This is a genomic window from Ammoniphilus resinae (assembly GCF_017873965.1).
GTDB classification, from domain to species: Bacteria; Bacillota; Bacilli; order Aneurinibacillales; family RAOX-1; genus Ammoniphilus_A; species Ammoniphilus_A resinae.
The window spans coordinates 54112-66749 of sequence record NZ_JAGGKT010000011.1; the positions used below are offsets into that span (position 1 = coordinate 54112).

Consider the following 12638-nt stretch of genomic DNA (forward strand, 5'->3'; position numbering starts at 1 on the left):
AACAAAGAAGAGAAGGGTGGTTAAGTTCTTGCGGATAAAAAATACAATCGCTATTATTTTTGGATCTGCCATTATGGGTTTTGGTGTGAACTATTTTAATATCGCTAATCATTTGGCTGAAGGCGGAGTCACAGGAATAACCATCTTGTTAAAGTATATTTTGGGCTGGGATCCTGGATTGACTAACCTCATAATCAATATTCCACTCCTCTTCTTGGGTTGGAAGGTCTTAGGTCGTAATGCTCTGTTCTATACAATCCTTGGCACACTAAGCCTGTCCTTCTTTCTCAGCCTCTTTGGCCATTATCGGCTGCCATTGGAAGATTCCTTATTAGCTTCCCTCTATGCGGGGGTTTGTTTAGGGGTCGGGTTGGGTATTGTTTTCCGTTTTGGCGGAACAACAGGTGGAACCGACATTATTGCTCGGATACTAAACAAATATAAGGGGTGGAGTATTGGGCGCACCATGTTTTTGTCAGACGTGATCGTCATCACCATCTCCCTATTTTATCTTGACTTAACAGGGGCTATGTATACACTAGTAGCCGTCTTTATTGGATCCAGGGTGATTGATTTTGTTCAGGAAGGGGCTTATGCGGCAAAGGCTGTCATGATTATTTCTGACTCCAGTGAAAAAATTGCGGCCAAAATTATGACGGAGATGGAGCGTGGGGCAACCCTTTTGAATGCTCGCGGCGGATACACGGGGAGTGAAAAGAATGTCCTTTACTGTGTCGTTAGCAGAAACGAAATTGTTCGGCTGAAAATGCTTGTGCATAATGTTGATCCTTATGCATTCATTATTGTTAATGATGTCCATGAGGTATTGGGCGAAGGCTTTACTCTAGATGAAAATAAGCAGCCGATGGTTTGAGAGGGGCTAGAGAGATTCCGGCCTATTGGGAAAGGAGAGAAAAATAGGGGATTCGGACTCAGTTAGCGGGAACACTAGCATTTCAGTCCGAATCAATGTAATTCATCTAACCTCCAACCCCCGGTACATCCTCCAAGCCACATAGCTTAAGACAGTAATTAGAATCATTCCCATCATGCTAATCATGGCGATCGGAGAATTGCTGCTCATGTACCTAGAGAATGTCGACACATCCCGTCCTAAGAACATTTGATCTGCCTGCAAGCGGAGTTCACCCAAAGATTCCCCAACTTTTTGCCATTCCGGGGTTTTGGACCTGGTTTCCTGCAAGATCGAATTATACAGCATATCCATCTGATCTAGTTGCTTTGCCGGGTGGCTGAAAGCGAAGGCCGGCCTTAAGATTTGATAGAGATGAGTATGTTCCTGTATCGTTTTCACCAGATCTACCCGGTCCTTCCTGGCGGAGAGCAGCATCATCTTATTGATCTGCTCAGCATAGAGAGGATGAAATCCTTTCCAGATCGGCTCATTTGGGTGTGTTAACGCATCAACCATCATCCGGATTCGATATACATGCCACATGACTTCCTTTGGATTCGAATCTTCCGCAGAAAGCATTTTTTTCCCCTGTGTTAAGGTATCTCCAAGGAGCTGCCTATCTTTTATGCTTAAGTTTTTTTCTAGGTCCATTTGAATAAAAAGCTGGGTTATATCATCAATCTTTTCCTTTGCAAATTTTAGATTTCCCTCTTTGGCAAGAGTAACCATGTCCATCGAAAGGCGATCCAGTTTGACCAGGCTAGGTTGAGATGACTTTCCTTCCGCCTGGGCAATAACAGCGGTTAATAGGCCGAGGATAGCTAAGTTAAGAAAACTGATTAGAAAAAGACGATACCATTTCTTGTCCATAAAAAGACCTCCCTCCTATCACATATGTATGGGAGGGTGGACAAGATTAGACCTGCTTTTTACTTATAGGATGTGAGGTGAATTTATGTACTCCAATCTGTTTAAATAAAAGAAGACAGAATAAACTTAGGCACAAAGTCATCATTCCAACCACGTAATGATAGGGTTCTAAAACGGACGGCAGCCAGGGGTGTATTTCAAAAGTGTAATCCATAAAGTCGTTTCCAACCGTCCAAACAGCAACGAATCCAATATGCCTCCATTTAAACGTATAGAATTTACTATAAAGAATACTTTCCACCGCCATCCCGCCATGGGAAAACATGAGCATATAATCCGTCCAATGACGCTCGCCGCCCATAGCCCACCCTGCAAGAATGACAGCAACGGCCCAGACTCCATATTTAAAATTGGTAATCGCCGCAAAGGCTTCAAGGGTTGGAACTTGTCGGCCGAACAATAAAAAGATTAAAAAAAACGTAAACAGCAAACTTCCCGTCGGGCTGTCCGGAACAAAAAGGGTTAAAAACTTCGGAGTTGTTGCTGCCAGCTGATTCTTATACCAATAAAAGCCATAGATGGATCCCAGAAAATTAACAATGATTAAAGCCGATAAAAACCACGACTGTCGCAAACTGGACATAAACCATCGATAGAACAGTACCACTTTCAATCACCTAACCTTTAGAAGAAAAAACACTGACTTTTGTCAGTCAGTGTTTTTTTATATCCGTATTATTTTAGACTAGCGAGATATTCGACTAATTGATCGAGTTCTGCATCGCTTCCGGTGAACATTCCTGGAGGCATGTTACCACGTCCATTTTGAATTACATCTTTAATTTCCTCAGCAGAAAGAGTTCCACCGATGCTTGTTAGCGCAGGGCCCATTCCGCCTTGCATCTCCGCACCATGACAACCTTGACAATTGGTTTGTTTCTGCCAAATAGCCGCACCAGGGTTATCAGCTGCAGGCTGTTCTCCACCCTGTGGCTGACTAGGCGCCGCCGCTTCCCCTTGTGGGTGTTTTGCTGCTTCGTGTGCTTTGTGCTCATCCATAGCAGCCCAAGTCAGGTAAACGACAGAGATAATTCCAATCAGCATTAATGATGTTGCTACTGGACGTTTGGATGCGCGACGTTCCGGTCCACGATCCAAGAACGGTGCTAGTAGTAATCCACCAAATGCTAATCCTGGGATTGCTATGATTCCGATTAATACCCAATCCCCGGAAGCCCAAGGAAATTTCAATAACTGATACAAGAAAAGAAAGTACCAGTCTGGCAGCGGTGTAAACGAAGTATCCGTCGGGTCTGCCTTATCCGTCAACGGTGACGGATGACTAACGGTCAAAATTAAGAAAGCTGTAAGAGCAACCGCTCCAACCATCCACTCTTTTAATAAGAAATTTGGCCAGAAAGGCTCATTTTTTCCTGGAAATTCGGCATAAGAAGGCGATATATTTTGCACCCGCTTGGCAGGTACACGAGAGTCGCCCACATACTCAATGTTCTTATGGTTTGCCATTCTCCTATTTACCCCCCTCTTTACGAAGTTATAATGTCATATTCTCTTATAGAGGCCCGGAAATTCCTTGTCTCCGGATGACTACAAAGTGAACCCCTAATAACCCTAATAATGCACCAGGCAAGAAGAATACGTGTATCGCAAAGAAGCGAGCAAGGGTTTGCGCACCCAAGATTTCTCCACCTGTAAGCAAATGTTTAATAAATGTTCCGATGAAAGGTACGGTAGCTGCAATTTCCACCCCTACTTTTGTTGCAAAGTAAGCAGTATTATCCCAAGGAAGCAGATAACCCGTAAATCCTAAACCAAGCATAACGAAGAAGATTAACATTCCAACTACCCAGTTGAGCTCGCGTGGATGTTTGTAAGCACCTGTAAAGAATACTCGCAAAGTATGTAAAAACATCATTACGATAACCAAGCTCGCTCCCCAGTGATGCATACCACGAACAATAACCCCAAATGCCACTTCATTTTGAAGATATTTAACAGATTCATAAGCATTAATTACGTCTGGAACATAATACATGGTCAAAAACATTCCAGAAAGAATTTGAATAACAGTGATAAAAAACGTTAGTCCCCCAAAACAGTATACAAAAGCCGAAAAATGATGTGCGGGGTTTACATGTTCCGGCACTTCATGGTCAGCGATATCACGCCACATTGGAGTAATATTGAGGCGCTCGTCGACCCAATCATAAACTTGTTTCAACATCTACTTTACGCCCCCCCAACTGGATTTGGTTGTGCTTTGCCAAGATACAACTTTCCATCTTTAACCTCATAAGCATATACATCCAATGGTGCCGTTGGAGGTGTATTTGGAATGTTCTTCCCGTTCTTTTCATACCTTCCGCCGTGGCAAGGACAGTAAAACTCTTCCTGAAATTGTGCCTCGGTATTCCATTGAACAGTACACCCTAAATGTTTACAAACCGGAGATAGGGCAATCACGTTATCCCCTTCCTTGTAAACCCAGGCAGACAATGGCGTTTCGGTTTTATACCAACCGTCAGTTGTCTTAACCTTAAAGTCAAAGCGTTGCGGTTCATTTGTTAATTTATCAACAGTAGTTACAGGAACCATATCTCCCGCAGCACCGTCACCTTTCAAGGCTGGATCAACCGCAAAGCGCAATAAAGGAACAGTCATTCCAGCTGCTAGGAATCCGCCTGTTCCTGTGAGCATGTAATTAAGAAATGTCCGCCTTGAAATTTCTTTCTTACTCATTCTCTCTGACCTCCTATCCATAAAGATTCATCCCAATAGCAAAGAATTTTCCCTCTCGTGATTATGCGGAAAAATCCATTACTTTCAGGAAAAAAGTCCATTCGGACTGCATTCTTACACACTTATAAACTAGGACATAACAATCATAGCGAAAGGAGTTAAATAGTGTCAAGAATATCTTGTACAGCTATTCACAAAGTATTCCTTTTTTGTGTGCATTTGTGAACTTTTTTTAACAAATTTGTCACAACTCTTGATTTACAGGAATACCCTTGACTATTTTTCCCAGAAGATGGCGGATTTAGTTTCTATTTTTAACCTTAAGTAAGACTTCCATACGAAAAACGTTTACTCACTTATTTCATTCTTCCAATGCTCCATAATTGCCTTGGTTAATTTTTTCCCTTCTTTTACGATTTCAGCCAGGTTTTCTTCATCATTTTTCCGATTAATAAGATAGCAAGAAATCCCGTTGTCCTGTAATTTTTCATACCAGGTCTGATTGGTAGTGATTAGAATCTTATAGCGAAAATCGTCATTCATTAGTGCTGGTACGAAAAAATCCTGTTCAAATTGATAATAGACAGGCAATAAAAGCACCCTTCCAGTGAGCTGACGCTCCGAGTAATTACAAATTTCATCAAGCCACTTATATTCTTTAGCGGCCTCTACTCCCACCTGACCCAGCGGAAGAGAAATTAAAGGGATCATTAAGGTGTCAAAATATTCTTTTGCCCCTTCGTACTTCTCCAACTCGTCAACAGACCATTTCATTTACTAGCCCCCCCAAAAAAAATGACAACCCGGCCTAAACCGAGTTGTATAATGATCTAGTTATTCTTTTAATCGAAAACAATCTAATTGTCAACTTCTGATTCTAATTCAAGCATTCGTAATTCATTCCATTCTGCAGTCAAGGCCAAGAAATGTCCCTTATCCCCTTTGCTTAAGGCGCTATCAATTTCCTCTTGCAATTTTCGCATCCGGTGCTTACGAATGGATTGATCCATGATAATCTCCGCGAGTAAACTCATCACAGTTTCTTGCGATACACGTTGATCTTGCAATGGCCGGCCCTCCAGTACAGTTAAATAACGGGAACAAGTCAGGCGATCCCTAAAGTACACGGTAACGTATAGGTCCTCATGTGGGTTCAGACGGATGTCATGGAACGCCTTTTCTACATCATAGTATACCTTCGTCAATTTCTGAAATTGAAAAGGAGTAGCTCCTGAACAAATGGCTGAAACTATCATTGTCTTTTCACGATTTCTAAGATCTTCGGTAAAGTGAATCCGCTCAAGAAGGCGTTCATCAGATAGTATATAGTTAAAAAGCCACGTTCCTTCTTTTTTCTTAAGCTGGTAATGGCTTAAGAACCAGCGAATAAACTCCTTTTTAGCGGAAACAGTGACTACATCATCCAATTATACCTACCTCTTTTCCTATCAGGATCATGAGTTACTTCTTTTTATCCAAGACAATGGCTTTCATTGCCGAGGTTTCAACTTTTTCCATCACATACGAACCCCAGGAAGTGGTCTGATAACCCCAGTCCTCTTCGGAAAGCTTGCCTTTCCTTAATAATCCTAAGTGGACCATCATTTTTAAAATTCGTTGTTCGATGATATTTTCTTGGTCGTCATAATAGAATTTCCGTACTCTTGACTGAAGTAAATCTGCCAGAGAACGCTCACTCAACCAGCGCGATGTGACAGCTGTGCAAACCATCCTAGTCAGCATTGGCAGCCCTGGAATGGGACGTTTGTATACTCTCACCCAAAACTTGTACATTTCTAATCCAAGAAGCTCTCCAGGCAGTTGAAACGCTTCTTCAGCAAGAGGGGTGATTGAGAGTGCGGATCCTTGCTGTTCATTGATATATCCGCGATAAAAGCAGAAATCATAGAGAAGGGAGAACCTGTCTGGATAATCACGGAAATGCCTTCCATACCCAAAACGCCATCCGCCTTTTCCAATTAATTCCTCATTCACGGCAAGCAATTCCATAATTTGTTGTTGATTGCGCTTATAAATAACACCTTCACCGGTCAGAGGAGTGTCGTGGTTCATAAGATATTTTAGGAACACTTGGACATCATCAACCAAAGCCTGTCCCTCGTCACGATAAACACTAGGTTCAACGTGTTCATTAAATCCCTTTAACTCCTTATTCAAGATCGCATGGGACCATTGTTTTTTCATATCCATTGGAACCTGAAATGATGCTCCGGCATGACGGGAAAGTACACGAAAAATCCAACCTTTTTTTAGAGCAACAGAAATTAAACTCCGATATGTATCCCGATCCAAATCTTCAAGGAATGAAAACTTTGCTTTTGCCCGTAAATCTTCCAAGGAAAAAGTCGTGCGGGCATCAAACACCAAATGCATCAGGAAATGAAATTCCTCAGGCTTCAATTCTTCCAGTTGGCTAACAATCATCGATTCCTTCTTGATCGATGATAAAAGCGATTGAATCAGTTCATTTTTTGAATTGACATTACAACTGCAAGAATATGTGTTAGCCAATTGATGAAGTTGTTCGATGTCTGCATAGCTTAACATCTCTGCGAGACGCATCCCGCATCCCTCCTATGTTTTTCCAGTTCATCTTACTCCCATTATTGACCTTCTCAAGGACAGGATATACCACTGAAAAAAGAAAAAGCCCCATGCAAATTGCATGGAGGCTTATTACCTCAGAATTAAATTTACTGTTACTATGACAAACAACTGTACGGATCCCTTAACTACCAACCTGTAACCGTTCCACCCATTCCAAGGCAAGTTCATGTTCATCATCCAACTCGAGCAACTGATTTAGATATCGTTGTGCCTGGTCCACTTGTCCATTTTCATAGGTGAGCTCTACCAACTTCAACATTATAGTTTCATCCAGATCCTGCATCCTAAGTGCTTCTTCAAGCTTTGCTATCGCGGACTGAAAATTCCCCATCTTTTCGTGAATTTGACCAAGAAGTAAATAGGCTCCCAAATATTCGGGTTCATTCTGCAAAACTTCCAGTCCGAAACTTAAGGCCTCGTCCAAGCGCTCCAACTGATAAGCTGTCAGGGAGCATCCATATAATACTTCAGCTGAACGGTCATACTCCAGGCAGGCCTTGAATAATTCGTACGCTTGTTCAAAATCCCCCACTTGACTAAGCAATTTAGCTTTTCCTAAGATCGCTCCTGATTGGAGAGGGCTGTCCTTTAATTCGTCAAAATGATACCCTGCTTGCTTCATATCTCCTAAATCCAAATAAAGCTGGGCTAAGGTCAAACGAATTTCATCCTGTTCAGGGTCTATCTCCAAAATATTTTCTAAATGGTGGCAAGCGATTTCCGGCAGTTCCTGCATCAAATAGATATCAGCAAGCAGGAGCATCGCCTGGATAAAATCCGGCTCCCTTTCTAGACAATCATGAATTTCATTAATCGCTTGATCCAATTCCCCTTGATCAATCAGAATTTCCACCCGCAGCATCTGAATCTCAAGTTGTCTTTCTGTAGTTAATTCATCAAAAAAGGGCTCAATCCCATCTAACAGAGCCTTTGCCGTATCCAAATGCCCCAGATCGTAGAAGGTCTCCGCTAACTGATATAGCAAATCAGGGTTCTGTGCACTCTTCATCATTAATTGCTTCAGAACTGCCAACCCTTTTTCCACTTTTCCCGTGCGAATCCACTCGATGGCTTGATCGACCTGTTGGCCCGCTCCACTATACATATTATCACTTCCAAATCATCGGTTTCGTTCTATTCAAGTATGTGCATGCCTCCCTACGATCGGGAAAGCCAACTCATGCTCACTACGGTAACCATTATACCAAAGAATCCCGCGATTAAACCCATATTTCCTGTAGGAATCACAGTCATATGGCGAAAATCAAGGGGATCACCTAGACTGGCAATCACTTTGTATCTTAGGTTGCTCTTACCGATATCGGATGTCGGGGATGCCTGTAATTGGTCCATAGACATGATTATTTCCGAAGAGGCGATTTCGTGCCATTCCCCATTGTCTGTTTTCGAATCGGTTCCAGGGGCCCCGAAACCGAAACCGCCAAACATCATCACCCCGAAAACGAGTAAAAAAAGGACAGAGACTGACGTAAGCCACCGTTTCATGGATGAGGGTATATGAAAGAGGTTCCTGGTTATAGGCAGCGCCCATTTTTCCTCTTTCACAATCCTCTCCATAACCGAAGTAACGGCGGATGCATAATCATCCCTGTCCTGTGTAGGAAACGATATGGTTTGATCGCGAAAAAATTCGCTGCTCTCCTTCCAGATGTTATACTCCATACGACATTCTTCGCAGATCCCAATATGAAACTTTATTTTTCTCATTAAGGTGTCAGGTAACTTCTCGTCTACATACGCGGACATTAAGTTTGACACATCTATGCATTTCATGGACTGCTCATCCCTTTCACTTCTTCCATTCTAGCATCTGAAATGTAGGATTCTAGTTGACTTTTTATGCTGCTACGGGCTCTAAACAGAAGTGATTTGACGGAACTGACCGTAGAATTGAGAACATCGGCTATCTCTTTATAATCCTTATCCTCATATTCTCTCAATATGATGGCAAAACGTTGTTTTTCCGGTAAATTCTCGATTGCCAATCGAACCAGCTTTTCCCTTTCGCTGCGCAACAGTTCATACTCAGGCAGCCTTTCCCAGGTTGCTGTTGGATCGACCTTACTGTCTTCCAAATAGATCTCAGAGTTTCTACTCTTACGTAATTCGCTTAATACCGAATTTCTAGCGATGGTGTAAAGCCAAGTTGAGAAAGAGGCTTCCACATCGCGGAAGGAATGAAGACTACGGTAGGCCTTATAAAATGTCTCCTGACATAGATCTTCAGCTATATGATCCAAATTTGTATTATTCAACATATGTACAATGAATGCAAGAATTCTTTTTTCATAGCGTTTAATCAGCTCGGCATAGCACTCCACACGCCCATCTTTAATCTCTCTTATAAGCTGTGAATCAGTTAACATCTTTTCCTACCCCCTGAACTTTCTAGCTAATAAATTCTGCTCATCACTTCTGACGAGGAAGACTACAAAAAGGTTACAGGAAAAAATAAAATAAAACTCATATATACAAGCTATTCGTCAAATCCTGTCGATTTCCTTCTTGGAATTTAAGGATTTTTGGAGGACTAGAAAGAAAATGCATAGGTCTGATTCGCAGGAAGAAACCTCCCTATCAATGCTGGATTTTCCCCATCATGCGTCACTCCCCGTACTAAAACCTTACTTGGAATCATTCCCTGTGCATGTGTGGACTGACGATCTTTGGAAAAAAACAATAAGTCAGCATCCGCTCCAAGCGCCAAAGAACCTTTGCGGGGATACACACCGAATAACTTTGCCGGGATTTGAGCCATAGTTTTGACCAACATCATCCATTCATCAGTTGATTTCCATGATGATGGAGTTGGACAGGGAAAACCATCGAACCAGTAAGATTCTATAACGTATGGATCAAGTTGACTCATTTTTTTCTGCCAGATCAATTTTTCAGCGGGAGTGATATGTAATATAGTCCGTTTCCGTATCGTTGACTTCATTTTACTGTAAGGAACAATAAATGGAAGCGGAACTTCATTTAATAGGCTTCGATCCGGCGACTCAAGATGAAAAATGAAACCAAGACGTTGAAGTCTTGGAATGAGGTCCCGCCAATGGATTGGAAACTGCCCCAAAGAAATCACTTTCACAGATCTTCTTCCAAGCCACTCTAAAGACTCTTTAGACAAGTTAGAAAGGCTCACCTGATATACAAAATCTGCTTGTCCATCCGTCACGAAAGATTTCGTTTCAAACTGTTCCTTCAACCTTTCAATGCTGCACTCTTTGATTTGGGTAGTAATCCCAGACTGAATCGCTATATCCTCATCCCCTGCCTTGACGGATGCGATAAACCCTGGCAGCACATAAAAGGAACTGGCATCGACCACCTGCATCCCTTCGCGTTCTGGAATACTCTCTCTTATCTCCGCGATGACACCGCCCGAAAGGAGTATGTCCTCACGTTTAATTCCAGATCCATAGACTAAACTGCCACCTTTAATTAATGTCGTCATATATTCCTCCTACCTCGAGTAAGTTTCTTTTTTTCCTGCCCATTTATGTTGCTGTTTTAGCCTCATACGTTGATTGGTTACCTGGTCCTCGTCAACGATCTCAATGGACCTGCCAATAGATAGGAAAACAAAGCTAGCGACAAGAGCAAAGATGTCCGTCCACGGATAAACCATAAAAATTAAACGTGTAGGTTCAGCGATTAACCCGGACCAACTATTGGAAAAAATCATTAACCCATTCAGATGTGATGTTGTTAACGATAATTCTTCTAAGAAAGCAAAAAAGGCAAAAGGCAATTGAAGTAGAAAGTGGAGCATAAGATGATGCAAAAATCCAAAATGAAAGGTATTTTTGCCTATGTAACCTAGAACAATAAAAGAAAGAAACGTCATGCCCCCTATTGCCATGATAAACACCTCATATAAACGTGAAACCAAATCATTCTGTGGAAATAAATGCCATAAAGAAAATGGGATGACCCAAAGCTTAATGACTACTAAAGCAGTGATTACACCTATCGACATAACCAAGTAGATGAGTGAACGTTGCAAGTTTTCTCCTTCCCTTCATCCGCGTCTCAGGTATTACGAAAACCAACCGAACTCCAACCATTGCATTCACTTTTTGCAATTTTTGTCGCATTGCTTTTTCTAAAAGGATATGTTTGTCCGGTTGAAAAGATGACAAGCTTTCTATGGGGATCATACTTTTTGTCATTTTTTTTTAAGCTAAATTTAAGAAACAAGGGGTTAAATAAAGATAACAAAGAAATTAATCTGATTAGCACGTGAGGAGGAATCATATATGTCAGGATCAAAAACAATAAAAACAGTCGCTGTTTCATTTCTCGCTGGATCATTGCTTACAGGAGCTTTTTGGCTGGGGGTCGATAATGCCACTTACTTTAACCCAGCGAAAGAATCTGTTTCAGCAAAAGCAACTACTTCCCAAAATACATCTATTCAACAGGCATCATTATTAGAACAAAAAGACACAAACGTGATCGCGAAAATGGTCGATGAAGCGGGACCCGCTGTCGTAAAAATTGAAACGGAGTCGGTTGAAAAAGGAACCATGTCAGAAAGAGATCTCTTCTTCCGACAATTTTTCGGAGGTGATCCTTTCCCACAAGGGCAGCAAAAGAAACAAAGTTTAGGGTCCGGTTTTATTATCAGTAAAGACGGATATATCGTAACAAACAATCACGTCATCGAAGCTGCCGACACAATTAAAGTGAATGTAACGGGGACTAAAGAAAAATACGATGCAAAGGTAATTGGAAGCGATCCTGAACTGGATCTAGCTGTGCTTAAAATTACGGCAAAAGAAGATCTTCCAACACTGAAGCTTGGTAATTCAGATCTAATCCGCGTAGGTGATTGGTCTGTGGCCATTGGTAATCCTTATGGGTTGGATCATACAGTAACGGTTGGAGTGATCAGTGCCAAAGAACGTCCATTGAACATTGGGGAAGCCCGGTTCAAAAACCTCTTACAAACTGATGCTTCCATTAATCCAGGGAACAGCGGTGGACCATTATTAAACCTTCAAGGAGAAGTTATCGGAATTAATACCGCGATTAATGCTGAAGCTCAAGGGATCGGCTTTGCCATTCCGATCAATACTGTGCAAGAAGTGCTTGATGACTTAATCCATAAAGGCAAAGTATCTCGTCCTTGGCTTGGTGTCTCCCTTCAGGATCTAACTCCTGAATTGCAAAAGTACTTTGGGATTGACATGAGTGAAGGGGCAGTGATTGGTTATGTTGCAAATGGAAGCCCTGCAGAAAAGGCTGGTTTCCAACAGGGGGATATCGTTGTAGAGATAGATAAACAGAAGGTGAAGAGCGCTGATCAGCTCGTAGAAATGGTTGGAAAGAGTAAAGTCGGAGAGAAACATCAGTTTTTACTGTATCGAAATGGAAAATTTGAAACGGTCACTGTAATTATCGGGGAAAAAAACTATAATAGTAAGGAATAGCACCA

At 41.8% G+C, this 12638-nt stretch carries 15 protein-coding genes; 2 read left to right on the forward strand and 13 right to left on the reverse strand.

Annotated elements, in window-relative coordinates; genetic code table 11:
- Nucleotides 1–28: 28 nt before the first annotated feature.
- Nucleotides 29–874, forward strand: a complete 846-nt coding sequence (locus tag J2Z37_RS16695) for a YitT family protein (RefSeq protein WP_280922228.1) — start codon at nucleotides 29–31, stop codon at nucleotides 872–874.
- Between the two features lie 102 nt (nucleotides 875–976).
- On the opposite strand, the gene J2Z37_RS16700 is transcribed toward J2Z37_RS16695, so the two are convergent.
- The 13 genes from J2Z37_RS16700 to J2Z37_RS16760 form a co-directional block, all read right to left on the reverse strand.
- A complete protein-coding gene (locus J2Z37_RS16700; protein WP_209811437.1) occupies nucleotides 977–1786 on the reverse strand; it encodes a sporulation protein YpjB in 810 nt (269 codons plus the stop codon).
- 46 nt (nucleotides 1787–1832) lie between these two features.
- Nucleotides 1833–2453: a DUF1405 domain-containing protein gene (locus J2Z37_RS16705; RefSeq protein WP_209811562.1), complete on the reverse strand. Its 621-nt coding sequence runs from the start codon at nucleotides 2451–2453 to the stop codon at nucleotides 1833–1835.
- Nucleotides 2454–2521: 68 nt separating this feature from the next.
- Complete coding sequence (locus J2Z37_RS16710; protein ID WP_209811438.1) at nucleotides 2522–3313, reverse strand: menaquinol-cytochrome c reductase cytochrome b/c subunit; 792 nt, start codon at nucleotides 3311–3313, stop codon at nucleotides 2522–2524.
- Between the two features lie 46 nt (nucleotides 3314–3359).
- Nucleotides 3360–4031: a menaquinol-cytochrome c reductase cytochrome b subunit gene (gene qcrB, locus J2Z37_RS16715; RefSeq protein ID WP_209811439.1), complete on the reverse strand. Its 672-nt coding sequence runs from the start codon at nucleotides 4029–4031 to the stop codon at nucleotides 3360–3362.
- Between the two features lie 5 nt (nucleotides 4032–4036).
- Nucleotides 4037–4546, reverse strand: a complete 510-nt coding sequence (locus tag J2Z37_RS16720; protein ID WP_209811440.1) for a QcrA and Rieske domain-containing protein — start codon at nucleotides 4544–4546, stop codon at nucleotides 4037–4039.
- Nucleotides 4547–4894: 348 nt separating this feature from the next.
- Nucleotides 4895–5320, reverse strand: coding sequence for a DUF2487 family protein (locus J2Z37_RS16725; protein ID WP_209811441.1), 426 nt, complete (start codon nucleotides 5318–5320; stop codon nucleotides 4895–4897).
- An 83-nt stretch (nucleotides 5321–5403) separates the two neighbouring features.
- On the reverse strand, nucleotides 5404–5973 hold the full coding sequence (locus J2Z37_RS16730; RefSeq protein ID WP_209811442.1) for a ReoY family proteolytic degradation factor: 570 nt from the start codon (nucleotides 5971–5973) through the stop codon (nucleotides 5404–5406).
- Nucleotides 5974–6007: 34 nt separating this feature from the next.
- Complete coding sequence (locus J2Z37_RS16735) at nucleotides 6008–7129, reverse strand: hypothetical protein (RefSeq protein ID WP_209811443.1); 1122 nt, start codon at nucleotides 7127–7129, stop codon at nucleotides 6008–6010.
- A 166-nt stretch (nucleotides 7130–7295) separates the two neighbouring features.
- Entirely contained in the window at nucleotides 7296–8279 is a 984-nt protein-coding gene (locus J2Z37_RS16740) for a tetratricopeptide repeat protein (protein WP_209811444.1), read from the reverse strand.
- Between the two features lie 53 nt (nucleotides 8280–8332).
- On the reverse strand, nucleotides 8333–8968 hold the full coding sequence (locus J2Z37_RS16745; RefSeq protein WP_209811445.1) for an anti-sigma factor family protein: 636 nt from the start codon (nucleotides 8966–8968) through the stop codon (nucleotides 8333–8335).
- A complete protein-coding gene (locus J2Z37_RS16750; RefSeq protein ID WP_209811446.1) occupies nucleotides 8965–9561 on the reverse strand; it encodes an RNA polymerase sigma factor in 597 nt (198 codons plus the stop codon). Before J2Z37_RS16750 ends, J2Z37_RS16745 begins: the two co-directional genes overlap by 4 nt.
- A 164-nt stretch (nucleotides 9562–9725) precedes the next feature.
- Nucleotides 9726–10652 (reverse strand): hypothetical protein, encoded by a 927-nt coding sequence (locus tag J2Z37_RS16755; protein WP_209811447.1) that lies wholly within the window; start codon nucleotides 10650–10652, stop codon nucleotides 9726–9728.
- Between the two features lie 9 nt (nucleotides 10653–10661).
- A complete protein-coding gene (locus J2Z37_RS16760; protein ID WP_209811448.1) occupies nucleotides 10662–11204 on the reverse strand; it encodes a hypothetical protein in 543 nt (180 codons plus the stop codon).
- 253 nt (nucleotides 11205–11457) lie between these two features.
- Here J2Z37_RS16760 and J2Z37_RS16765 point away from each other — a divergent pair, with 253 nt between their 5' ends.
- Entirely contained in the window at nucleotides 11458–12633 is a 1176-nt protein-coding gene (locus J2Z37_RS16765) for a trypsin-like peptidase domain-containing protein (RefSeq protein ID WP_209811449.1), read from the forward strand.
- Nucleotides 12634–12638 lie beyond the last annotated feature (5 nt).